23 protein-coding genes are annotated in these 25,068 nt (G+C 35.5%); 20 read left to right on the top strand and 3 right to left on the bottom strand.

Annotation, left to right across the window (positions count from 1 at the left end):
* The first annotated feature begins 3 nt into the window (after nucleotides 1–3).
* The 16 genes from C7K42_RS00915 (at nucleotide 4) to C7K42_RS00990 (ending at nucleotide 19,211) form a co-directional block, all read left to right on the top strand.
* Nucleotides 4–2,610, top strand: coding sequence for a glycoside hydrolase family 38 N-terminal domain-containing protein (locus C7K42_RS00915; protein WP_103099778.1), 2,607 nt, complete (start codon nucleotides 4–6; stop codon nucleotides 2,608–2,610).
* A gap of 12 nt (nucleotides 2,611–2,622) precedes the next feature.
* The gene (locus tag C7K42_RS00920) at nucleotides 2,623–3,414 is read left to right on the top strand and encodes a MurR/RpiR family transcriptional regulator (RefSeq protein WP_014124534.1); all 792 of its coding nucleotides are present in this window, start codon (nucleotides 2,623–2,625) and stop codon (nucleotides 3,412–3,414) included.
* A 13-nt stretch (nucleotides 3,415–3,427) separates the two neighbouring features.
* Nucleotides 3,428–4,801 carry a glycoside hydrolase family 1 protein gene (locus tag C7K42_RS00925; protein WP_014124535.1) on the top strand — a complete coding sequence of 458 codons (1,374 nt, stop codon included), beginning with the start codon at nucleotides 3,428–3,430 and terminating at the stop codon, nucleotides 4,799–4,801.
* Between the two features lie 15 nt (nucleotides 4,802–4,816).
* A complete protein-coding gene (locus C7K42_RS00930; protein ID WP_103083939.1) occupies nucleotides 4,817–5,677 on the top strand; it encodes an ROK family protein in 861 nt (286 codons plus the stop codon).
* Nucleotides 5,678–5,692: 15 nt separating this feature from the next.
* Nucleotides 5,693–5,860 (top strand): hypothetical protein, encoded by a 168-nt coding sequence (locus C7K42_RS00935; protein ID WP_014124537.1) that lies wholly within the window; start codon nucleotides 5,693–5,695, stop codon nucleotides 5,858–5,860.
* A 240-nt stretch (nucleotides 5,861–6,100) separates the two neighbouring features.
* Nucleotides 6,101–8,047 carry a BglG family transcription antiterminator gene (locus C7K42_RS00940; protein ID WP_014124538.1) on the top strand — a complete coding sequence of 649 codons (1,947 nt, stop codon included), beginning with the start codon at nucleotides 6,101–6,103 and terminating at the stop codon, nucleotides 8,045–8,047.
* A 59-nt stretch (nucleotides 8,048–8,106) separates the two neighbouring features.
* The gene (locus C7K42_RS00945) at nucleotides 8,107–8,637 is read left to right on the top strand and encodes a D-sedoheptulose-7-phosphate isomerase (protein ID WP_234976221.1); all 531 of its coding nucleotides are present in this window, start codon (nucleotides 8,107–8,109) and stop codon (nucleotides 8,635–8,637) included.
* A gap of 21 nt (nucleotides 8,638–8,658) precedes the next feature.
* The gene (locus C7K42_RS00950) at nucleotides 8,659–8,925 is read left to right on the top strand and encodes a PTS sugar transporter subunit IIB (protein ID WP_014124540.1); all 267 of its coding nucleotides are present in this window, start codon (nucleotides 8,659–8,661) and stop codon (nucleotides 8,923–8,925) included.
* 17 nt (nucleotides 8,926–8,942) lie between these two features.
* Nucleotides 8,943–10,280: a PTS ascorbate transporter subunit IIC gene (gene ulaA, locus C7K42_RS00955; protein ID WP_014124541.1), complete on the top strand. Its 1,338-nt coding sequence runs from the start codon at nucleotides 8,943–8,945 to the stop codon at nucleotides 10,278–10,280.
* Nucleotides 10,281–10,293: 13 nt separating this feature from the next.
* Nucleotides 10,294–12,285 carry a transketolase gene (gene tkt, locus C7K42_RS00960; protein WP_103099777.1) on the top strand — a complete coding sequence of 664 codons (1,992 nt, stop codon included), beginning with the start codon at nucleotides 10,294–10,296 and terminating at the stop codon, nucleotides 12,283–12,285.
* A gap of 175 nt (nucleotides 12,286–12,460) precedes the next feature.
* Nucleotides 12,461–13,783 (top strand): IS1380 family transposase, encoded by a 1,323-nt coding sequence (locus tag C7K42_RS00965; protein ID WP_124175378.1) that lies wholly within the window; start codon nucleotides 12,461–12,463, stop codon nucleotides 13,781–13,783.
* 420 nt (nucleotides 13,784–14,203) lie between these two features.
* Nucleotides 14,204–15,061 (top strand): AraC family transcriptional regulator, encoded by an 858-nt coding sequence (locus tag C7K42_RS00970; protein ID WP_014124544.1) that lies wholly within the window; start codon nucleotides 14,204–14,206, stop codon nucleotides 15,059–15,061.
* Between the two features lie 205 nt (nucleotides 15,062–15,266).
* A complete protein-coding gene (locus C7K42_RS00975; protein ID WP_014124545.1) occupies nucleotides 15,267–16,133 on the top strand; it encodes a GRP family sugar transporter in 867 nt (288 codons plus the stop codon).
* Nucleotides 16,134–16,242: 109 nt separating this feature from the next.
* Nucleotides 16,243–17,256 carry a Gfo/Idh/MocA family protein gene (locus tag C7K42_RS00980; RefSeq protein ID WP_103083765.1) on the top strand — a complete coding sequence of 338 codons (1,014 nt, stop codon included), beginning with the start codon at nucleotides 16,243–16,245 and terminating at the stop codon, nucleotides 17,254–17,256.
* 157 nt (nucleotides 17,257–17,413) lie between these two features.
* The gene (gene deoC, locus C7K42_RS00985; protein ID WP_103083766.1) at nucleotides 17,414–18,097 is read left to right on the top strand and encodes a deoxyribose-phosphate aldolase; all 684 of its coding nucleotides are present in this window, start codon (nucleotides 17,414–17,416) and stop codon (nucleotides 18,095–18,097) included.
* Nucleotides 18,098–18,167: 70 nt separating this feature from the next.
* Nucleotides 18,168–19,211: an alcohol dehydrogenase catalytic domain-containing protein gene (locus tag C7K42_RS00990; protein WP_103099671.1), complete on the top strand. Its 1,044-nt coding sequence runs from the start codon at nucleotides 18,168–18,170 to the stop codon at nucleotides 19,209–19,211.
* 61 nt (nucleotides 19,212–19,272) lie between these two features.
* Here the strand turns inward: C7K42_RS00990 and C7K42_RS00995 are convergent, their stop codons facing one another.
* Nucleotides 19,273–20,022 (bottom strand): MurR/RpiR family transcriptional regulator, encoded by a 750-nt coding sequence (locus tag C7K42_RS00995; protein ID WP_014124549.1) that lies wholly within the window; start codon nucleotides 20,020–20,022, stop codon nucleotides 19,273–19,275.
* A gap of 156 nt (nucleotides 20,023–20,178) precedes the next feature.
* Here C7K42_RS00995 and pfkB point away from each other — a divergent pair, with 156 nt between their 5' ends.
* Genes pfkB through lacD form a run of 4 tightly spaced genes read left to right on the top strand, consistent with a single transcriptional unit; the run spans nucleotide 20,179 to nucleotide 23,977 of the window.
* The gene (gene pfkB / locus C7K42_RS01000) at nucleotides 20,179–21,105 is read left to right on the top strand and encodes a 1-phosphofructokinase (protein WP_014124550.1); all 927 of its coding nucleotides are present in this window, start codon (nucleotides 20,179–20,181) and stop codon (nucleotides 21,103–21,105) included.
* Between the two features lie 6 nt (nucleotides 21,106–21,111).
* Nucleotides 21,112–22,548, top strand: a complete 1,437-nt coding sequence (locus tag C7K42_RS01005) for a PTS fructose transporter subunit IIC (protein WP_014124551.1) — start codon at nucleotides 21,112–21,114, stop codon at nucleotides 22,546–22,548.
* Nucleotides 22,548–23,006: a fructose PTS transporter subunit IIA gene (locus C7K42_RS01010; protein ID WP_014124552.1), complete on the top strand. Its 459-nt coding sequence runs from the start codon at nucleotides 22,548–22,550 to the stop codon at nucleotides 23,004–23,006. Before C7K42_RS01005 ends, C7K42_RS01010 begins: the two co-directional genes overlap by 1 nt.
* Nucleotides 23,007–23,023: 17 nt before the next feature.
* Nucleotides 23,024–23,977 carry a tagatose-bisphosphate aldolase gene (lacD, locus tag C7K42_RS01015; protein ID WP_014124553.1) on the top strand — a complete coding sequence of 318 codons (954 nt, stop codon included), beginning with the start codon at nucleotides 23,024–23,026 and terminating at the stop codon, nucleotides 23,975–23,977.
* A 476-nt stretch (nucleotides 23,978–24,453) separates the two neighbouring features.
* Here the strand turns inward: lacD and C7K42_RS01020 are convergent, their stop codons facing one another.
* Nucleotides 24,454–24,741 carry a Txe/YoeB family addiction module toxin gene (locus C7K42_RS01020; protein ID WP_014124554.1) on the bottom strand — a complete coding sequence of 96 codons (288 nt, stop codon included), beginning with the start codon at nucleotides 24,739–24,741 and terminating at the stop codon, nucleotides 24,454–24,456.
* Nucleotides 24,738–24,986, bottom strand: coding sequence for a type II toxin-antitoxin system Phd/YefM family antitoxin (locus C7K42_RS01025; protein WP_014124555.1), 249 nt, complete (start codon nucleotides 24,984–24,986; stop codon nucleotides 24,738–24,740). The genes C7K42_RS01020 and C7K42_RS01025 overlap by 4 nt, the downstream gene beginning before the upstream one ends.
* Nucleotides 24,987–25,068: the final 82 nt, after the last annotated feature.

Here is a 25,068-nt window from a genome sequence, read left to right on the forward strand (position 1 = left end):
AATATGGTAAAAAAAGTTCATGTTATTCATCATACCCATTGGGATTTAGAATGGTATTTTACAAGTAATGAGTCATTTATTCAACTGATATATCATCTGGATGAAGTAATGGATGCGTTAGAACAAAATAAAATCGATTATTATCTTTTAGATGGCCAAATGAGCTTGCTCGATGATTATCTTACGAGTTTTCCAGAACAAAAAAAGCGTCTTCAAACTCTTGTAGAAAGTGGAAAATTACGAATTGGACCTTGGTATACCCAGACGGATGAACTGATTATTTCGGGTGAGTCTATCATTCGTAACCTTAATGCGGGCATGTCTTTAGCCAATCAACTGGGCGGATATATGAATGTGGGCTATCTTCCAGATTCATTTGGGCAAGGGAAAGATATGCCCAAGATATATAATGGTTTAGGTATCAAAAATGCTGTTTTCTGGCGTGGTGTTTCAGAAGATGTGACGGTCGATAGAGAATTTAATTGGAAAAGTGAAGATGGATCAAGCGTTATTGTATCCAATATTAAAGATGGCTATTTTGCAGGTTTGGGTTTGATTTATGATGAAGATTATCAAGGACAAATGGATATTGTGGGTAATGGCGCAACTAGCGATGAATTGTTGCTACCTGTAGGAGGAGATCAACGTTATGTTGATCGAAACTTAAAAGAGAGAGTTGCGGTTTATAATAAACAGCTGCAAGATTATCATTTAGAAGAAAGTACTTATGAAGACTTCTTTCATGAGCTTTCTACGGAAAATTTATCTGAAGTGCAAGGGGAATTTATCTCCAGTTCTGTTTCTAAAATTCATCGTTCAATTTATTCTTCTCGTTACGATCAAAAATATTTGAACGATAAAATTGAACGTCGTATGACTTATCAAGTGGAACCTTTGATGGCTATGGCAGATCAGTTGGGGATTACTTATAAACAAGGAATTCTTGATAAAATCTGGCGTTTACTTAATAGAAATCAAGCACATGACAGTGCAGGTGGCTGTAATAGTGATAAGACGAACCAAGCAATTTTGGCGCGTTATACTCAGGTAGATCAATTATCTTATTCAATAGTAGATTATTTGACTCGTAAGATCTCTGAATCAAGGCACAAAGTCCAAGAAAACGACCTGACAATTTTTAATCCTTTACCTTGGAAAGTTAAAAAAGTGATAAAAGTCGATGTTTCAACAGACTTTTCTACAATCACAGTAACAAAAGATGGTAAGGATATTCCATTTGAATATATAAATACAGAAAAAGAATATAATGGTTCTATTAAACGGACATCAGCTGAAATGGATGAAAATAAATTTTATTTTATTCATACCATAGCACTAGAGGTTGAAATACCTTCGCTTGATTTTACTACTTATCAAGTGGAAAAAGGAGTAATAAAGGATAAATTAGAAAACAAAGAGCTAAAGATAGAAAACGATGGTTATTTTATTGAATTTAAACAAAACACTCTCAATTTATATGATAAAAAACATAAGAAAACTTATCATCGGTTTATTCAAATTGAAGATAGTGGGGACGAAGGCGATACTTATGACTATTCACCCGCTTATGAAAATGACACTTATTTGTTTGATTTTGAAAATGCAGTTGTTAAAACATCTGGCGAATCTTTGTTACAAACAATGACTATTGAAGGCACGTGGCAAATAGCACGAAATTTGAATAGTCGGGGGAAAAAAATCCGCGATCAGGAAATTTCTTACCAATTAACTTTATCCTTGAGTTCGAAGTCTACTCATATTGATTGCCATTTGACAATCGACAATAGTGCTTATGATCATAGGATGCGTGTTTTGGTACAAACACCTCTAGAAAATTCTTTTTCTTATGCAGACACGCCTTTCGGTGTAGCAAAGCGCCCGGTAGAAGACCCGCATCTTAAAGATTGGCAAGAGATGGGCTGGAAAGAAGAACCGACAGCTATCTTTCCGATGATACACTATGTTAATACACATAATGAAAAACAAAGTCTTACTCTATTTTCTAAGGGGATAAAAGAATATCAAATTGTTGGTGATAAATTTGATAAGATCGCTTTGACTTTATTTCGGTCGGTTGGCTACCTTGGCAGACCCGATTTACTACGTCGACCTGGAAAAGCTTCGGGAAATGAATTTAAGTATATTGCAACCCCCGGTAGTCAGTTGCAACAAAAATTAACATTTAAATTTTCAATCCAAATTGAAGATCATTTTTCTGCAGCAAAATTATCGCAAGATTATTTGGATTATGCGTTAATGCTGCCTTATTATCAAATACAAGAACTTAATTTGTTTACGACGACGCTAAAATATTTTGTTTCTAATCCATTAGAAGAAAAGATCGATTATCGTTCACCATTTACTTTAGACACAGATACACTCGCTTACAGTTCCTTTAGAAAATCGCTAAAAGATAATGGTTATGAATTACGCTTGTATAATCCGGATACAAAGAATTCAGTCAAAGGTGGTAGTATAACTTTTAGCCATAAAAAAGCTATAGAATTTGTGGATTTAAAAGGTGAACTCCTTTCTAAAAAAGATAAAAATGATATAGTAGATTTAGGTATTTTTAAACCAGGCGAAATCAGAACGATTCGAATCGTTTAGAGGAGAAAATCTATGCAAGAGGATATTTTTATATTAATTGAATCTTACCGAAAAAATTTTACAGATGTAGAGCAAGTCATTGCAGATTATTTTTTATCGAAAAAAGAAGCCATTCACATGGATGAATTAGCTAAGTTGATTTCCGTTTCAAAGGCATCTATTACTCGTTTTTGTAAAAAGATCGGTTTAAATAACTATAAAGAATTGATATTTTTATATAATCTTTCTCTAAAAAGGGAGAGGGAGCGTTTGTCTGTGGCTAGTGATGTAACTTCTGCTTATCACTCCATTGCGACTAGAAGTGACGTGACTTATTCTCCGGATGATGTTGATGATTTTTGTCATGAATTGTATCAACACAAAATCATTCATTTTTTTGGCAGAGGGTTTAATTCCTATGCAGGAGCTGATTTTCAGCTGAAGTTTTCTCGTATGGGAAAGTATGTAAGGATTATTTCTGATGAGCGATCGATTGCTCTTTCAGCAAATTCGGCTGAAAAAGATGAGTTGATTGTTGTTGTTAGTTTAAGAGGAGAAGATGAACAAATGCAGGAATCTTTAGGGATAGCTAAAGAAAAGAATGTGCCTATTTTGTTAATCACTTCTAATCAACATTCTCCTTTAATTCCATTTGCTAACAATGTTTTGTTTGCTGCAGGCTTTACTAGAGAAGAATCTCTGGGAATTATTTCGCCACAGGTTCCGATACTTATTCAATTAGATATTGTTTATGAACGTTATATCCAGCTATACTCCGAAAATATCCAAAAATGGATTAAATCGGAAGAAATATTACACAGCTAAAAGGAGCTTTTTTATGAAAACATTCCCGAAAAATTTCTTATGGGGGTCGGCCACTTCTGCCCCGCAATCTGAAGGTCATAGTTCACAAAATGGTAAGTCTGCTACAACTTGGGATTATTGGTTTCAAACCAATCCGGAAAAATTCCACGAGAATCAAGGACCCGAAAATACGTCGAATATCTATGAAATGTATAAAGAAGATTGCCAGCGAATGAAAGAAGTTGGGCTTAATTCTTTTCGGACATCCATTTCCTGGGCACGTCTTTTACCTGATGGCAAGCATGTAAACCAGGAGGCAGTGGCTTTTTATCGCTATTATTTTGAACATATCCTTGCAGAAGGTGTTCAACCTATTATTAACTTATTTCATTTTGATATGCCGATGTGGCTAATGGAAAAGGGCGGTTGGGAAAGTCGTGAATCGGTGGATGCTTTTGCCTTTTATGCAAGAACGGCGTTTGAGTTGTTTGGAGATCTAATTGATCAATGGACGACCTTTAATGAACCCATCGTGCATATTGAATGTGGCTATTTAAATGGCGCTCATTATCCAGCTATTCATGATTTCAAAAAAGCAGTCCAAGTGGGTTACCATACCTTGATGGCTCACGTTTATGCCGTGCAAGCTTTTCGTGAAGTAAAGCCTAAAGGCAGTATCGGCATTATCTTAAATATTACTCCGGCTTATGCACGCAGTGCTGCACAAGCCGATCAAAAAGCCAAAGAAAATGCCGATTTATTAACGATGAAAAGTTTCTTAGATCCAGCAGTCAAAGGAGCTATACCTGAAGCTTTGGTGCAATTAATCAAAGGACATGAGCTAACTCCAGAAACAAACCCTTCTGATAAAGAAGTAATGAAAGAAAATACAGTAGATTTTATTGGTTTAAATTATTATCAGCCTTTACGCGTACAAGCACCTGAAAATCCACGTTTTCCTGCGCAAGATCCAGAGGACTTATATGCCCCTTATGATTGGCCAGAAAAAAGAATTAATCCTTATCGTGGCTGGGAGATTTATCCCAAAGCCATTTATGATGTGGCGATGATGATGAAAAATGAGTATGACAATTTCCCTTGGTATGTGAGTGAAAATGGTATGGGCGTTGCGAATGAGGAACGTTTTATGGATGAACAAGGCATGATTCAAGACGATTATCGCATTGATTTTATGAAAGAACACTTGGATTATCTTTATCAAGGGATTCAAGAAGGCAGTAATTGCTTTGGCTATCATACTTGGACCTTTATTGATTGCTGGTCATGGCTAAATGGCTATCGTAACCGTTATGGCTTTTATCGTTTGGAATTGGAGAATAACTTTGAACGTCATTTGAAAAAAAGTGGGCTATGGTACAAAGAAGTCGCACAAAATAATGGGTATTAAGAAAAGAGGAAAACAATGAGTCTGGCAGTTTTTGATATTGGCGGTACTGCAGTGAAATATGGTTTATGGCAAGAAGGGGTACTTGAACAGAAGGGGAAATTTCCTACCCCCTCTTCTTTTACCCAACTAGAAGAAACTTTTGCTCAAACAATCAAAAATTTTGATACTGAGGTTACAGGCGTTGCTATTAGTTCTCCAGGCGCAGTCAATGTGGAGAAACGAAGAATTGATGGCATAAGTGCGGTATCTTATCTTCATCATCGCCCCATTTTTGCTGAACTGGAAGACTATTTAAAATTACCTGTTACCATCGAAAATGATGCCAATTGTGCTGGTATTTGTGAAATGATTCAAGGAGCAGGAAAACAAGTACAACAAGCGGTGTTTCTTGTTATTGGAACGGGTGTCGGGGGCGCCATTTTTATTCATAATCAATTATACAAAGGCGCCCATCTTTTCGGTGGCGAATTTGGTCTTATGCGTAATCAGAATGGGAAAGCTCTGAGTGTGAATGGGACTGTTCGAAATACAGCCTTGCGTTTTTCCGAAAAATTTGGTCAAAACGTCGATGGCCTGCAACTTTTTGATTTAAAAAAAGCAGGCAATACTAAGGCGACGCAAATGATTTCAGAAATGTATGATGCTTTGGTGGAAAGTCTATATAATATACAAGTGTCTTTAGATCCAGAGATGGTGATTATCGGCGGAGGCGTTTCTGCACGAAATGAATTTATCAACGAATTGCGTAAGCGACTATATCGTGATTTAGCAAAAGATGATATCGAGTCCATTATGCCAGAAATCCAAGCTTGTCAGTACCATAATGATGCGAACCTTATTGGTGCAGCTTTAAATTTTGAATCTTTAAATCAATAAATAGGAGAAGATATCTTGAATTATCAAAAAAGGGATAATCATTATATGGTTGATACGCAACAGTTAGCACAAGAACACGATCGCCAAATCATTGAAGCAAGTTTTGCAGATTCTGAAACAAGCCATACTCTTTCCGAAGAGGAGATGAAACAAGAGCTTGCTAAATATGGCTGGGGCGAATAAATGCGAGTTCAATCTTAAACTGAATCAAAAAAACTAAGAGAAGCATCCTCTTTAGCTTGACCTAAAAATAACCGAGAAAGTTTGTATATTTACAAACCTTTTCGGTTATTTTTTACATTTATTCAATAGCAAGTCATAGTATTATAAACTATGTATTTAAGCCCTTTCAAAATCACGGAAAAGAATTGAGCTGTTGATTAATAAAAAAATATTGGATAATACGATCTAGGGAGGAAGAAAATGTTAAGTGAAAGAAGCCAGCTAATTTTGACTCTTATACTTGAAAAGAAAACGATCGAGTTAAATGACATTGCTAAACTATTGGGTGTTTCACCACGGACTGTAAGAAATCATTTTTTGGAAATTGATGAATTCTTACATAGTAAGAATTTAAATGGTTTGGAGAAACAAGTGCAAGTGACTTACTCACTTAATGATAGTAAAAGCTCAATTGAAAAGGCTTTATCCCATGGAAATTCTTCGAATAATAAAGAAGATTTTTGGCAAGAACCTTCTTTTCGATTGCAATTTTTATACAATAAGCTTTTTTGGGAAGAACGACGGATTACTATCGAATACTTTATGGATTGCTTATTAGTCAGTAGAAGTACGGTTAATAATGATTTGAAAGAGTTAAGAAAGATTGCTTGGAAAAAAGATATCTCCATTTATTTTGAAAAAAAGAGAGGATTTTATTTATCAGGTTCTGAAGAAAATCAACGCGAGCTTTATTTTATATTTATAGAAAAAGCCATACATTCGAGTAATTATTTAAAAGAACTGGAAACAAGTGATCGTTCTTTTATCAATTATTGGATTAAAAAAGTGGAAGAAGAATTAATGATACAAATGACAGATGATAGTTTTCAAAAATTCGAAGAAATTATTGTGACGATTATTAAACGAATAAAGAGCAACAAATATGTAAGCGAAAATTATAAACCCGCTGCTGGCTATTCTATCAATGAATTAGAAATTGTTAGCAACAATTGTCATTTACTAGAAAGATACTTTGACATTTTGTTCGATTCCCCCGAAATTTTATTTCTATCCAATCAGCTTTATCAAAGACATTTCATCAAAAACGAGGTGATCTATCAAGGGTTTAAAGTAAACTTGGATATTTTAGCAAATAATGTAATAACGGAAATTAGTAAGAAATTAAACATTGACTTAACAAAAGACAAAGAGTTATATGAAAATTTAGCCTTACATTTCCAGACAACTATAACTAAAGATACTGATATTAGTGATTTGATCAATGAAGAGATGTATAAAAAGATTCGAAATATGTATCCAACTGTCTATGTTGCTGTCAAAAAAGTAATGAAGCAGGTATTTACACAACACCATATTTCAATAAGTGATGATAAAGAATATTCTTTTGTAACCTTACATCTCATTTCTTCGATGGAAAAAATGAAAAACATCTATACTAAAAATCTAAATGTTTTTCTAGTCTGTCATATGGGCGTAGGAACTTCTCAGTTTTTAAAAAATAAATTAGAACAGCATTTTAACTTTCCTATGGAAGTGGTCACCAAAGATTATTTACAAGCGCATTTATATGACGCGGATATGATTATTTCTACTGTGCCGCTAGAAGATATAGATATTCCGTTTGTTGAAGTATCGGCTGTTCTTTCCGAAATAGATGTCAATAAGATTCAATTATTAGAAAAAAAGATTTTAGATGAAAAAATGATTCAAGAAAAAAGTATGGAAGGAAGCTATGAACCAATGTTAAAAGAACTATTAACAGAAAATACAATTGATACTCAGGTTAACGTCAATGATTGGAAAGAAGCGATCATTTATGGCGGAAAAATTTTAGAAGAAGAAGGAACTATTGATAGAACATATACCAATTCGATGGTAGAGTCCGTGGAAAAATTTGGTCCTTATATTGTTATCGCCCCCCATATTGCCTTGGCTCATGCTAGTTCCAAAGATGGCGTCCATAAAATTGGAATGAGTTTAATTACCTTAGATAAGGGAATTAATTTTGGTAATAAGGAGAATGATCCTGTCTATACTGTTATTTGCTTAGCGGCTATTGATCATAACTCTCATTTAAAAGCGTTATCCGAATTAGTGGAAGCTTTAAAAGAAGAGCAGTTTAATCGCTTATTACGTTCTTCTGATAAGGAAGGGATCTTACAGTATATTGATAAAACAGGTATTTAAAAGCGTAGGAGGGATAAAAACTGGATTACTCAAAAGAAATTAATAGTAGGATAGAAGCTTTGCAAAATGTTCGTGAGTCAAAGATAGAACAAATGGAACAAACAGCTGAAATACTCATAAAAGCTTTAAAAAATGGAAATAAAGTGTTAACTGCTGGCAATGGGGGAAGCGCAGCAAATGCACAGCATATTACGGGTGACGTTGTCGGACGTTACAAAATCGAAAGGAAAGCTTTTGCGGGGGTTACTTTGACGGTTGATCCCAGCGTGATGACAGCGACTGGAAATGATTATGGCTACGAGGAAGTGTTTGCTCGCCAGGTGGAAGGGGTAGGAAATAAAGGGGACGTTCTTATTATCATGTCTTCTAGTGCGGGATCTTCTAATTTATTACAGGCGTTGAAAAAGGCAAAAGAAAAGGAGATATATACGATTGCGGTATTAGGAAATAATGGAGGCGTGTTAAAAGAGTGGACGGACAAATGTATCGATTTTTCTTTTAAAGATTCAGATTTAGTTGAAGAAATTGCGATGTCCATTTTCCATATGGTTTTGACGCAAGTAGAAGAAAGTGTAGTAAATAATCAATAAAAATTTTGGGAGGAAATACAGATGAAAATATTAACAGTATGTGGCATGGGTTCAGGATCTAGTTTGATTATGAAAATGAATGTAGATGCGATTTTAGAAGAAGAAGATATTAAAGGTGAAGTAGAAGCTTGTGATTTAGGTTCTGTAGGTGGACAAGGCGCAGATTTAATTATTTCAACCGCTGAACTAGAAAGTCAGCTAACGGATGTTGAAGCTCCTAAAGTATTTGTGAACAATGTAGTTGATAAAGAGGCAATAAGAAATGCAATTTTACCTCAGATAAAGTAGAAATGGAGTGGAAATAGATGAATTTTATTTATAGTTTTTTTAATCAACCGTCAATTATCATCGGACTGATTGCTTTTATTGGTTTGGTTGCTTTAAAAAAGCCAGTAACGAAAATTATTACCGGAACAGGTAAAACAGTTATCGGTTTTCTAATCCTATCTAGTGGCGGTGACATTATTTCTGGTGCATTAGAAACGCTAGGTCCTGCTTTTGAAGATGCGTTTAATGTACAAGGGGTAATTCCGGCAAATGAAGCTGTTATTGGGATAGCAGAAAACTTGCTGGGAACAGAGATGAGCTTAATTATGGCTTTTGGTTTTATTATGAACATTTTGATTGCTCGGTTGACCAATGTTAAATACATTTTTCTATCAGGACATCATATTTTGTTCATGTCAGCATTATTAGCTGCAGTGCTTGGTACAGCCGGTTTTACAGGTGTAGAGCTAGTCGTGGTCGGTGCTTTCTTGTTAGGCTCATTTATGGCGATTTCTCCTGCCATTGTTCAACCTTTTTACCGTAATGTGACGGGAAATGATAATATCGCTATGGGTCACTTTAATGCGGCCAATTATGCATTATCTGGCTGGATTAGTAAATTAGTAGGGAATAAAGAAAAATCGACAGAAGATTTAAAAATCCCTGAGGGCTTAGGTTTTTTCAGAGACAATACGATTTCTACTGCTATCGTTATGATAATTATTTATGTACTTACCTTCTTATTTGCTGACAGCGCGGTTATTGGCGAAATGTCCGGCGGAGATAACATTGTAATGTTTGCTATTACACAAGCGCTTACTTTTACGGCTGGTTTTGTGATTGTTTTACAAGGGGTACGTATGATGTTGGCTGAAATTGTTCCTGCCTTTAAAGGAATTTCTGAAAAAATTGTGCCAGATTCGAAACCGGCTTTAGATGTACCTGTTATTTTTCCTTATGGGCCTAATTCTGTTTTAGTAGGTTTTGTTTCTTCTGTGGTAGGTGGATTCCTTATGTTTTTACTCCTGCCATTACTTAATTTACCCGTAATCATTCCAGGATTAATTCCATTATTCTTTGTAGGTGCTGGTTCTGGTGTGTTAGCCAATGCAACAGGAGGAAGACGAGGGACAATTATTAGTGGCATTATTAATGGCGCATTACTAATTTTGTTGCCAGCAATTTTGCTACCATTATTAGGAGACCTAGGATTTACTAACTCTACTTTTGGAGATTCTGATTTTGCTGTTGTTGGAATTGTACTTGGCTATTTCTATAACTGGTTCGGCAAAGTCGGAATTTATGGCATCGTCGCTATTTTAGTGGCTTACTTTATTTATTCAGCCCTACGTCCAGCGAAGAAAATAGAAGTTTAAAGGAGATTATTATATGAGTACAAATTCTAAAAGTGAACAATTAGCAATTAATACTTTACGTACATTGGCTATTGATGCCGTCGAAAAAGCAAGTAGCGGACATATGGGGCTTCCTTTAGGGGCAGCTCCAATGGCCTATACATTGTGGAATAGACATTTAAATATTAATACAGAAGATCCGCGGTGGTTTAACCAAGATCGTTTTGTTTTATCAGCAGGTCATGGTTCTATGTTACTGTACGGATTATTGCACTTAAGTGGTTTTAATGTTTCAAAAAAAGATTTGCAAGAGTTTCGTTCTTTTAATAGTAAAACGCCAGGACATCCAGAATGGGAGCAAACAGAAGGAGTAGAAGTAACCACTGGACCTTTAGGACAGGGAATTTCTATGGCCGTTGGTATGGCTCTAGCCGAGAAAAAGTTGGCGGCAACTATCAATGAAGAGCAAAATCAGTTAATCGATCATTATACGTATGTGTTGTGTGGTGATGGGGATTTGATGGAAGGTGTGAGTCATGAAGCCATTTCCTTTGCCGGGCACTTGCAATTAGGAAAGTTAATCGTGCTATATGATTCTAACCAGTCTTCTTTGGATGCTTCTTTGGAACAGTCCTTTTCAGATGATATCAAAAAGAAATTTGAAGCTGTTCACTGGCAACATCTACTTGTTGAAGATGGACAAAGTATCGCTGCGATCGATGCGGCAATTAATCAAGCAAAAGAATCAAATCAGCCGACGGTTATCGAAGTGCGAACAACCATTGGTTATGGTTTACCGAATATTGCAGGAACCAGCGATGCTCATAGTGATCCAGTGGGAGAAGAGAACGCAAAGAAAGCCAAACAAACTTTAGAATGGGAATATGAGGAACCATTCACTATCCCCGATGAAGCTTATGAGACATTTTCAGATTTAAAAACTAGAGGGAAACAATTGGAAGAAGAATGGGAGAAAAATTTTTCAAAACTTAAGCAAAATAATCTTGAAAAAGCAGAAATATTGGAATATTTCATCGAACAAAAACTACCAGAAAACTGGTCTGAAATGTTAGGAGAGCTTTCTTTTGATAACGAGCCCTTAGCAACACGTACTGCTTCTCATAAAATATTAAATACTTTACAAACAGATATTCCACAGTTGATAGGGGGAGCTGCAGACGTTAGTTCATCAACAAAAGCGACAATTGATAATTCTGCAGCGATTACTGCTTCTAATTTTTCCGGTAAAAATATTTATTTTGGTGTCAGAGAATTCGGGATGGCAGCAATTGCTAACGGATTAGCATTACATCATTTTTTACCCTTTGTCAGCACGTATTTTATTTTCTCAGACTATATGAAACCGGCTATTCGTTTAGCCGCATTAATGGGCTTACCAGTTACTTATGTTTTTAGTCATGACAGTATTGCTGTTGGAAAAGATGGCCCTACGCATCAGCCGGTCGAGCAACTCGCTGCTTTTCGCTCTATGCCGAACTTGCAAGTAATTCGCCCCGCAGATGGCAACGAAACGGCAGCAGCTTGGAAGTTCGCTTTAAAACAAAAGACTAAACCAACAATGCTCGTATTAGAAAGACAAGCAACTGCGCCAGTTACTCATTCTTTGGATCAGGCAATAGAAGGTGTAAGCCATGGAGGCTATATTGTCTCTGAAGTGAAAGATCCTGTGGGGATATTAATCGCTAGTGGTTCGGAAGTTTCTTTAGCATTGGAAGCCCAAGAAGCTCTTACTAAAGAGAACATTGCAGTGAATGTTGTGAGTCTTCCTTCTTGGGATTTATTTGAAGCGCAAACAAAAGAGTATAAAGAAAAGGTATTACCACATAATTTAACTAAACGTATAACAGTGGAAATGGCTTCGAAATTAGGTTGGAGAGAATATGCAGGATCTGAAGGTAAAATTCTATCTGTTGATTCCTTTGGTTATTCGGGTGACCCAGAAGAGGTGATGGAAGCATTTGGATTTACTGTGGGTAATGTAGTGAATAAATTTAAATCTTTGTAAAGATATTTATGTAGAGATAACCTGAATGATTTATAAATTTTTCCCAGGATCATTCAATCCTTGGCATGTGCTTTTTTCTAAAGGTTGAGTTGCTTCACCTTCTGGGTGTACAAAAAGAACGCACTTCGTGTTATTGTAAAGTCAACGAAACATAACAATAAAGGAGTGCGTTCTTATGTCTATTACTTTACAACAAAATTCTCTTACATTCAATAAGCAAAAAGCCATCTTGATCGCCAATGACGGTGGCACCTTAACCAATGACGCGGGGCTCGTCTTACTTTCGGAGTTTCTAAATCAAATTCGTTTTGATTCCCTGTTAGCGCAATACGTTCATATTCCAGAGTATCGTGCCTTCGCCCAACATGAATGGCTGGATGTCGTAAAACAATGGCTATATCAATTGATCGCTGGTTATTCTCGAGACCGAGACGCCAATACCTTACAATATGATCGCCTTTTTAAGGAAGCATTGAAACAAGAACGCCTTAGTTCGCAATTTATGATGTCTACTTTGCTTCATACCTTGACAGAAGAAAATGTTAATCAACTATTACAAGTGGCGAAAAAACTTGGCGATTTAGGCATGGACCAGCAAAACAGCCAACAACTCGTGCTTGATCTGGATTCCACCTGTTGTCCCACTTACGGAAAGCAAGAAGCAGGGGAATATATTTACCACTATGGCCTCAATGGGTATCATTCATTTGTGGCATTTGAAGGTTTAACCGGATTGGCATTAGATGTTCGCCATCGTCATGGCAAATCTTATACCTCCACCCACGCCGAAGATTATCTCGTAGAAATGTTGGCGCATTACCAACAACGTTCGAGTGATCCCACAATGCTTGTACGCGGGGATAGTGGCTTTGCCAAACCGGAAATTTATAAACAATGTGAGTGTCGAGGCGCCCATTATGTGATTAAATTGAAAAATAACGTACGGTTGATTCATTATGCGCAACATCTTGTCCAATATACCAACGGTACGGACTACACAAAGTCCGAACATCAATATTTTAAGATGGCTTATCAAGCAGATTCTTGGGACCGATCTCGAACAGTAGCCATCAAGGCTACTCGAAAAGCCGAAACTTTACTTTTTTCCGAATTTCAATTTGTGGTGACCGATTTCGCTCATCTTTCGCCCCAAACCATTTTTCAGCTCTATCAAAAACGAGGGAATATGGAAAACTTCATTAAAGAAATGAAGACCGGATTTTTCGCTGATAAAACGGACAGTCCTTCCTTTTTAGCGAATAAGGTTCGCTTAGCCCTAAGTTTTATCGCCTATAATATCATCCACTTGATGAAACAGCTGACTTTTCCGCAAGAGAAAAAGACGACGGTGATTGACACGATCCGTTTTCAACTATTTCATATTGCTGGAAAAGTCACAGAACACGCGCGTCAAGTGCAAATTCACTTATCAAGTACGAATGTTTACAACACGCTTTTTTGGGAAGTCCTTACACGAATTCAGCGATTGAATCTCTAGTTTACTTTTCCCCTTTTCCTCTTGATAAAAAAGGCTTGGCTTTCATTCTCTAGGAAGAATTTTATCTTTTTTTAGCGTCGTTCGATCATCCCTTTCTATTCTTTATTCAAAAGCGGCGATAAAAAGGGAAAATAACATAAAAGTCACCTCGTTGAACAGTCGAATGCGTTATCCACAAATTTTTATAAATCATTCAGGGATAATTATAGAAGTTTATTTTTTATAGTGCCATGAAACTGTCGGTTTATTCTTGTAGACTAAATATAAGAATAAATCGGCTTTTTTATTCTTTGAATCTTGCGCAGTTAAAAAAATTTAAAGCGAATAAGGTTTCATTGCTTTAAAATTGTTATAATGAATTTATATTTAATCTTAAAGAATATTTGCACATTTTCCTACTGTATTTAAAGGAGGCATGCTATGCATCAGTTATTTTTACCGAAATCATTTACTCAAAAATTTAATGAAAACAACCCTTGTTTTATATATATTAGTCAAGTAAACATAGAAGATCGTAACCATCCTCGTACCTTACATGCTCATTCAGATGTTGTTGAATTGCTCTTAGTTACTGAAGGAAAAGGGGAAATCTTTATTGATGAACGCGAGTATCTTGTCAAAAAAGGGGATCTGGTTGTCTATAATAGTGATGTTGTACATGAGGAATTTTTTAAAAATGAAGCCGTTTCTTTGTATTGTATTGGTTTTAAAGGTGTGCAAGAAAAGGGACTACGACCAGGAGCTTTGATTTCTGATCAAAAAATGCCTATCTTTAAAACAAGAGAAAACTTTAATATTATAAAAAATATTTTTGAAACTTGTTTTCTCGTTTTAGAACAACGGCAGCTCAACTATGCAACGATTGTACAACAGTTTTTTATGACACTAGTGCTTTTATTAAAGTCGAATATTCTACAAAATAAAAACAATATGAAGAAAAAAGATAACAAACTAGCTATCGTACAAGACATTAAATTATATATGGATGAAAATTTTACTCAAGAGTTTAAAGTAAAGAATTTAGAAAGTAATCCACGATGGAATATTAATTCATTTTATTTTGCTCATAAATTTAAAGAGCTTTATGGTTATTCACCCATTGAATATTTACAACGACGCAGGATAGGAGAAGCTCAGACGCAATTAATTACAACTAAAAGCTCAGTCACAGAAATTGCCCACAAAGTAGGATTTAATAGTTCTGCTTATTTTTCAACACTTTTCAAGAAAATTGTTTCTCTAAGTCCTAGAGAATATCGAGATAGGTACGTGAAATAGTGAACGCAAGATTTTTAAAATTTTTATTTTTAACTTTTTTGAGAAGGACTTTTACTAAGTTTAGTAAATCACATATTGCGCAAGATACGAAAATATTTTTATCTAATTGTCTTTTATAATTTAATGGTAGACACAAGTTTTTAATTATTAGTTCAGTCTAGTAGTTCATTTCTTGTGAAAATAAAAGCAAGAGGTGGTTTTTAAAATGGGTAATATTTTATTGGCACTAGTGCCAGCATTAATGTGGGGGATCAACCCACTAGTTATGCAAAAAATTGGTGGTAAAGCAACAAATCAACAGATGGGAATGTCTATGGGAACATTAATATTCTCAGTAGCGGTTTTATTTTTTTATCAACCAGCTGCATGGTCTGCCAATCTAATTATAGCTTCATTTTTATGTGGGATATCTTGGTCATTTGGTCAGTTTAACCAAATTAAAAGTTTTCATATTATTGGTGTTTCGCGTGCAATGCCGATTTCGACTGGGACACAATTAATTGGTACAACCTTAGTAGGTGTATTGTATTTTAGAGAGTGGACCCAAGCAATGCATTATGTTTTAGGAATTAGTGCATTAATATTAATTATTGCGGGTGTTACTTTTACTGCTTATCAAGAAAAAGTAGAAAAAATAAGTAATGAAGTAGACATGAAAAAAGGGATGATTACATTAATTGTTTCTTCTGCAGGTTTTGTATTATACGCAGTAATTCCTCGTCTTGCTGATATTAATGGTTGGGATGCAATTTTCCCACAAGCGATTGGTATGTTTATTGGTTCGATTTTGTTTTGTTCATTTGAGAAGAAACCAGATATTTTCGGAAAAAAGTCTTTTCAAAATTTACTTATTGGGCTCTTTTTTGCTATCGGGAATATTACACTTATGCTTTCTAATGAAGCAAATGGCGTTGCATTAGGTTTTACTCTTTCTCAGATGAATGTGGTGGTCTCCACTATAGGTGGACTGCTTATTCTTCATGAAATAAAAACTTCCAAAGAACTTAAGTACACTTTAGGTGGTTTGATCTTGGTGGTTGCCGGAGGTATTTTGATAGGCATGACGAAATAGAATTTTGGGGACGACAAGAAAAAAGGAATATGTTATTTTGTAATAGAGTAAGAAAACGCTTGAAATTGCAAAATATAGCAATGTAATAAAAATATGAGGAGGAATTTCATTGGATAATCATTTGATTCGTGTAGGTGTTATCGGATGTGGAGCGATTGGAAAAGAACACGTTGAACGACTAACGAACGTCGTTGCTCAAACGAAAGTCGTGGCTGTATACGACTATGTAGAAAAAGTTGCAGATGAAGTTGCGCAAAATTATGATGCTAAAAGTTTCGCAAGTGGTGAAGAATTAATCGCAAGTGATGACGTGGACGCGGTTGTAGTCTGTTCGACAGATGAGACGCATGCTGGTTATGTTGTGGAGTGCTTAAAACAAAATAAATATGTTTTCTGTGAAAAGCCCTTAGCGTTAACTGCCAAAGAATGTGAAGAAATGATGGCAATTGAAAGTAAGCAAGGCCATCGTTTGTTACAAATGGGTTTTAATCGTCGTTTTGATAAAGGTTATGTGGAAATGAAAAACGCAATTGAAGATGGGGAAATTGGTGCTCCCTTAATGATCCATAGTGCGCATCGTAATATTTCACAAGCCCCTGGATTTGAAACTGATTATGCAATCACTCGTGTGGCTATTCATGAAATAGATATTAGTCGTTGGTTATTAGGAGATGAGTATGAGGAAGTCCAAGTTCTTAAAGTAAAACAAAGTAAACGCACTTCCGGCGATTGGTTAAACCCACAGTTGATGATGTTTACAACAAAATCAGGACAACGTATTGATGTTGAAGTCCAAACAGATGGCGCTTATGCTTATGACATTCGCTGTCAAGTGGTTGGAGAGGACGGTACACTAGATTTACCAGATCCAGCCGTAGTGGCTAAGCGAAAAAACCAACAAGTTTCGTACGGTCTAGGAGATCATTGGGCGAGTCGTTTTGCGGATTCTTATGATGAGGAATTTATTGAATGGGCAACTGGTATTTTAAATGATCAACTTGTCGGAGCTAGCACTTGGGATGGGTATGCTTCTTGTGTCACTTCAGACGCGTTGATCAAATCAAGAGAAACTGGCCAAGCAGAAAAAGTAACGATGATTGAACAAGCCGAGATTTATAAGTAAATTTTTCTATCTTATACAAGGAAACGGGATGCTGGCTAATAAAAAGTTAGCATCCCTTTTTGTTTTATGCTTCTAAAAAATAATCAAATACAATGAACTATGCATAAAATAAATGTTATGATGTAAGCGAAATCAAAATTAAGAAAGGAGAATACGAATGACGATAAATTTAACGGTAAAGCAATTAGCCAATAAAATAGATCATACTTTATTAAAAGCAGATGCACAGGAAGCCGATTTTGAAAAGTTATGCCAAGAAGCAAGATCGTATGGATTTAAAATGGTGGCGATTAATTCTTATCCTGTTGCGTTATGTAAGAAGCTATTAGATGGAAGTTTAGTGCATGTAGGCGCGGCGATTGGCTTTCCTTTAGGGCAAACGACTATCCAGACAAAAGCATTTGAAACCAAAGAAGCAATTAAAAATGGCGCAGATGAAATTGATTATGTTATCAACTTATCAAAATTAAAAGATGGTGACGACAAATATATTGAAGAAGAGATGCAAACAATTGTGGATATCTGTAAAAAAGAAGATGTTCTTTCGAAAGTTATTTTAGAAACTTGTTATTTAACAGACGATGAAAAGAAAAAAGTTTGTGAAATAGCTAAAGAAGTTCAACCAGATTTTGTTAAAACGACCACTGGTTTTGGTTCAGCTGGAGCAACTGCTGATGTTAAATTAATGAAAGAAGTGGTTGGTGACAAAGTAAAAGTCAAAGCTGCTGGAGGTATTCGTGACTTGAAAACTGCTAAAGATATGCTTGAAGCAGGGGCCGATCGTTTAGGCATGAGTTCAAGTGTTAAAGTTATTGAAGAGTATCGAGCAGAGCAAAGTTAATTTGTAACAACTCGAAAGTAGGTAATAAATGAAAGCTTTGAATGTGTGAAGAAACACAAGGGGGTACGAAATGCGAGCAGTGCAACTTTATGGAAAAGAAAATATGCGGATAAATAATATAGAAAAACCACAAATTAATGAAAACGAAATTTTACTTAAAATAAAAGCAGCTTCTCTTTGTGGTACTGATGTACGTATGTATAAAAACGGAGCTACAGGTATTGATAAGCATCATCCGTTAACACTGGGCCATGAAATTTCAGGAATTATTGAAGAAGTGGGGAATAATGTTACTTCTTATAAAATAGGACAAAGGGTTTCTGTGGCGCCTAATGTTGGTTGTGGTAACTGTGATCAATGTATTAATGGAAACACTCATTTATGTACCAACTATCGAGCTTTTGGTATTCATTTAGCTGGCGGTTTTGCTGAGTACTTAAAAATCCCTGAAAAGGCTATTCAGCAAGGGAATATTACGTTTTTAGCTAATAGCACTTCTTTTGAACAAGCAGCTTTAATTGAACCTTTTAGTTGTGTATTTAATGGTCAAGAGATCGCTGGTAGTTTTCCTGGAGACTCAGTTTTGATCATTGGTGGAGGTCCTATTGGTATCATGCATGCGATGTTAGCTTTTAATAAAGGAGCTGGCCAAGTTATTTTAACCGATCATCATGAAAATCGCATGGAAGCAGCTAAAAAAATCTTGCCGCAATTAACGATTCTATCAGGTGAGAATTTGGCGGATAAAATTGCTGAAAAAACACAGGGGAAAGGAATGGATCTTTGCATCGTTGCAGCTCCTTCACCTCAAGCACAGACAGAAAGCATGTATTATATGGTAACTAATGGACGTTTACTTTTCTTTGGTGGATTACCCAAAAATCGTGAGAATGTAGCAATAAATACTAATATTTTGCATTATAAACAATTACGTATTTTTGGTTGTACTAGGGCTAGCTTATCCTCTTATCGCAATTCTGAAAAACTGATTGCTAGTGGCCAGGTCCCTATTGAACGTTTAATTACCAATAAATATCCAATAGAAGAATTTAAACAAGCGCTGGAAAATGCTGAAAAGTCGATTGGCTTGAAAAATGTAATTACTTTTGATTAACATAATAAAATATCCATTGAAAATTGTGACTAGGACGATTCTCAATTTTCAATGGATTTTTTTAATTTTCAGAAGTTCGTAAAGCATACGAATCCAACAACACTCGAGCTAAAATAGTTAAAGGCAACCTCGAACGCACCTCATAATCTGGAAAAAAAGATCCTTCCGATTTAAATCCTACAAAAGGAATTTCGACAAAATTTATTAAACTAGAGTGGCGGCTGGCTGTTAACAATATCGTTCCAATTTCTAATTGGTAACAATTTTTTGCTGCTGTAACTAACTCTTTAGTCTCTCCGTTAAGGGAAATGAAAATCACTACATCATTTTTCGTTAATTTTTTACTCATCGTTTTTATGATTTCTGGATCTGCGTGTAACTCACAATATTTTCCTGTAAGCTGAAATTTGACCATCATTTCTTGTGCCGTCATTTCTGAAAAGCCTCGTGCAAAAATAATGACACGTTTTGCTGCTTTGATTCTTTGAATTGCATCTTCAATATTACCTGTTTCGATCATATTAATGGTTCGTGTTACTTCTTGTTCATTTTTTAAAATAGCAGTTCGTATTCCTTGATCTACTTTGTCTAAAGAAGAAAAATTAATATCTTTATAAGACATTTCTTTTAAATGATGTTTAAAGGCTGTAAATCCTTCATAGCCTTTTTTCTTCATGGTACGAACAATTGTAGCGGTTGAGACATTGGCTAATTCACTTAGTTTGACGATGGAATAGTTTGGAATATTTTGTATATTTTCTTGAATAAAGTCCCAAACATATTGTTCTGAATCACTTAATTTTTTATCCATGAATGCACACTCCTTGTAGCTCCTATCATAATATGAACAAAACGATGCGTCTATTAAAAAGAAAAAAGATTGTAAAGGTTTTCTGTTTTATCTCCTTATTTTGAACACTTTTACACATCTATATGTTGCATAATAAAAATTAAGGAGGAAGTGGTGATGGCTTTTTATACTTGTACGTTAAATCTAGCAATTGATTTATTTATTGAAACAGATGAGTTAAAGCCTTTTGTTGTCAATCGAACAAAAGATGATGATATTCAGGCAAATGGAAAGGGATTTAATGTCTCACTGGTTTTAAAAATGTTAGGTATTGATAGCTCCGCACTAGGGTTTCAAGCGGGTTTTACCGGCAATTATATTGAAGAATTTTTACATGAAAAACAAATCGATACGGACTTTATTGAAGTTCCTGGAATGACACGGATCAATGTTTTTACGAAAGTCAATCAAACGAATAAAGAATACAAACTAGTCAATCGAGGTCCGAATGTTCCAAAAGAAGCTGTTCAATCGTTATTAGACCAAATCAACAATTTACAAGAAGGCGACTATTTATGTGTATCTGGTAGCTTTCCACAAGGTGTCTCTTCATCGATTTTAGTCGATATGGCAAAAATCTGTCAGGACAGAAAAGTTCATCTAATTATTGATAGCAGCTATTTAGATGTGATGGATTGCTTAACTTATCAGCCGTTTTTATTAAAACCAAACGAAGAAGAATTAGCTTTATGGTTTAATACTAAGATTAATTCGCAAGAAGACTATGTTTATTATGGTAATGAATTATTAAAAGCAGGAGCTCAAAATGTACTGATTTCTTTAGGGGCAGATGGCGCTGTTTTATTGAATAAAGAAGGGGTCTTTTTTGGAAATTCACCTAAGGGCGAAGTCGTTAATACAGCATGCTCTGGAGATACTTTACTAGGAACATTTTTGGTAGGAATTTTAAAAGAGAAAAATATCGAAGATAACTTAAAACTTAGTTTGGCAGCTGGCAGTTCTACGGCTTTTCATAAAGGTCTAACGGATTTTTCAGATGTGGATGATTTACAAAGACAAATTACCATTTCAAAAAAGGAGTGAACTAACATGGCAAGGTATCAAATTGTAGGCGCAACAGGTTGTCCTACTGGGATTGCACATACCTATATGGCGCAAGAAGCTTTACAACAAGCGGCTGAAAATAAAGGCGTTACCATCAAAATCGAAACTCATGGGCAAGTTGGTATCGAAAATGAATTAACCGCCCAAGAAATAGCAGATGCTGATGCGGTAATTATTGCAGCAGATAAAGATGTACAAAAAGAACGCTTTGCTGGCAAACAAGTGATCAATGTTGCGGTAGGTAGAGGGATTAAAGAAGCGGATCAATTAATTGACGATGCACTAGCAGGTAAAGGTGAAGTCTTGGAAGGTGAAAGTAAGCAAGAAAAACAGTCAGAACAAACAGAAGGCCAAGGCGAAACAAAACAAGCCAATAGTATTGGTCGAGACATTTACAATAATTTGATGAATGGTGTTTCGCATATGCTGCCGTTTGTGGTCGCTGGAGGTATTTTGATGGCGGTTTCTTTTGCGATTTGGGGTGTTTATTCGGCGGAACCTGATAGTGCACAATATAATGAAACGGCTGCGATGATTAAAGGCATTGGCGATATGTCGATGGGACTAATGGTACCTGTGTTATCCGCTTATATTGCTGAAGGGATCGCGCAACGTCCTGGCTTAGCCGTTGGTTTTGTCGGCGGTTTAATTGCTGATGATGGCGGAACGGGATTTTTAGGCGGGATCTTGTCTGGTTTTCTAGCAGGATATTTCATGCTAGCTTTGAAAAAATTACTAGTTAAAATGCCGAAATCATTAGACGGGTTAAAAGCTATTTTCCTTTATCCAGTTATTGGAGTTTCTGTGGTTGGTGTGATTATGTGGTTATTGAGCGGTCCAATGGAGGCAATCAACCAAGCAATGATGAACTTTTTAGTCAACTTTGAAGGCTCGAATCCTTTAATTTTAGGCATCATTATTGGTTGTATGTCCGCCTTTGATATGGGAGGCCCCATTAATAAAGCAGCTTATGTTACTGGGACTTTTCTTTTAGCGCAAGGAAATAGTGGGTTTATGGCTGGCGTTTCCGCAGCTTGTATCGCACCTCCATTGATTACTGGTTTTGGTGCTCTATTTTTCGGTAAATATTTTGAAAAAAATGATCGTAATGCTGGATTCGTTAATTTTATTTTGGGATCTACTCATATTACTGAAGGAGCAATTCCTTTTGCCACAAAAGACCCATTACGAAACATCCCAATTTTTATGCTAGGTTCTTCCATCGCAGCCGTATTAACTTACATGTTTAATGTGCAAGTACCTGCGCCTCACGGTGGTTTCCTAGTTTTACCAGTCGTAACAGGTAAAGTAGCCTGGGTTTCTTCCATCTTATTAGGATCAATTATTGCAGGTTTATTATTTGGCTTTAAACAAAAAAGACTTGCAGTAAAAAACAATACAAACGAAAGTGAGGCAGCATAATGCAACAATATATTAAAGAAGAAAATATCTTTTTAAACCAAGAATTAACAACACAAGATGAGGTATTTCAATTTTTAGCAGAACAAGCAGTAAAAGCAGGGATTGCGACAGACGCTGAGGCTATTTATCAAAAATTCAATGGACGGGAAGAAGAGAGTACAACCGGCATGATGGATGGCTTTGCCATTCCTCATGCGAAAGATAAATCAATAAAAGAAGCAGAGGTAATCATTGTTTATCCTAATTCGGGGATTGAGTGGGATAGCATGGACGATAGCCTTTCTAAGTATATTATTGCTTTATTTGTTCCCGATACAGAAGCTGGAACCACGCATTTAACTCTTTTATCTACATTAGCACGTTTGTTAATGAAAGCTGATGTCACAGACAAATTAAAAAAAGCCACATCTGCTACTGAAATCGCAGAAGTATTAAATTCCAATATTGCTGAATCATAAAAAGGAGATTACTAGTTATGAATAAACAAGAACATTTAAATCAACTTATGAATGAAGAAGGGGTGATTAGCGCTTTAGCAATCGACCAAAGAGGGGCAATGAAAAAAATGATCGCCCCTTACAAAGAACCAGAAGGTAACGATATTTCTGACTTTAAAAGTTTAGTGGCAACGGAGCTAACGCCTTATACTTCTTCTATCTTGCTGGATCCGGAGTATGGCTTACCAGCTGCAGGAAAAAAAGCCAACAGCAGTGGGCTATTACTCGCTTATGAAAAATCCGGTTATGATGCGACAACACCTGGCCGTTTGCCTGACTTACTTGATGTTTGGTCCGTTCACCGATTAAAAAAAGCCGGTGCTGATGCTTGCAAATTCTTACTTTATTATGATGTAGACGAAGACCGAGCAATCAATGATCAAAAACATGCGTTTATCGAACGAATTGGTGCCGAATGTGTAGCTGAAGACCTACCTTTCTTTTTAGAATTAGTCTCTTATGATGCTTCTGGTTTAGACGTAAAAAGTGCAGAGTATGCGAGAGTAAAACCACATAAAGTGAATGAAATGATGAAAGAATTTTCTGCTAAAAAATACCATGTAGATGTATTAAAAGTTGAAGTGCCAGTAAATATGACTTTTGTCGAAGGTTATAGTGATGGAGAAGTTGTTTATAGTCAAGATGAAGCAGCTGGTTACTTTGTTGATCAAACTAATGCAACTGATTTACCATTCATCTTCTTAAGTGCAGGAGTATCAGCTGAATTATTTCGTGACACCTTGCGCTTTGCTAAGGAAGCTGGATCAACTTTTAACGGCGTCTTATGTGGCCGGGCAACTTGGGCAGATGGCGTTCCTGTTTTTGTACAAGATGGTAAACAAGCCGCTATCAAATGGTTACAAACACAAGGTAAACAAAACATTGACGAATTAAATGAAGTATTAAAGATAACAGCTACACCAATTAAATAGAAGATAATAAAGACTGGTTACTGTGAAGTTAATTTATAGTAGCCAGTTTTTTATAGGAGATCAGTAAATTAACCAAATAAGTCGGGCAAGCTTATGAGCTTATCATGATTTAACCTCATTAGTTTACTGAACTTATGTGCTTAAACACAAATAACGCTACTACTTTGGTCGTTCTTATGTGCTAAATCCATTCTAAATGGAGTTTTTGTTATTCTTTTCTTAAATTAAGAACATAAGTCGGACAAACTTATGTGGTTATCATGATTTAACACCACTAGTTTACTGAACTTATGTGCTTATTTCTTTTTTAGCTCACTACTTTTGCTTACTTATGAGCTTAGCAGAATCTAAATTTACTTCTAATCAATCCTTAAGTACTTACTTAACAAAGTGAGAACGAAATTGAAATTTGCCTCTTGATAAGAAAAAAATAAAGACTAGAAAAAACTTTTTACAATATCAGTTTTATCTAGTCTTTATTTTTTTGGTATATTCTTTTCATAATGCGACCATGCTGCTAAAATTGTGACTTCTTTATCTTTTTTATTAACTGAATAAACAACTCTATGTTTATTATTTATTCTCATAGAGTAAAGTCCTCTACTTTTTGGACTTAATTTTTCTTGTCTTCGGACATTTGCAAAAGGATTTTCTTTTAATGTCTCAACAATCTCATCGAAGTCTTTTTTTAATCCAGATTGCTCAAGTAATGGAATATGCTCTTTTTTTATAACTCTATGCGCTTTAACTCTCCAAACACTCATAGTTCTTCAAAATCGTCTTCTGAAGAATTATCCATCAGATCAAAGACGTAGTCTAAAGTACCAGTTTCACGAAGATAAAGTTCTTCCTGCATTCTTTCATATTCTCTTTTAGAAAGCATAACGACACCTTCATTTGTACCTTCATTACTATTAATTGTAATTTCTAACGGGGTGTTCTCTTTATTCACTTTATCAATAGTTTTAAATAAATCCTTTCTGAGATTTGTTCTTGTCATTGAATCCATTTTAAACACCATCCTCATATGTACATAATATAGTACGCTTTTGATTTTGTCAATTTATAAAGTATTATGTCCATTTTATTTT

The organism is Tetragenococcus halophilus subsp. halophilus DSM 20339, from assembly GCF_003841405.1.
GTDB classification, from domain to species: domain Bacteria; phylum Bacillota; class Bacilli; order Lactobacillales; family Enterococcaceae; genus Tetragenococcus; species Tetragenococcus halophilus.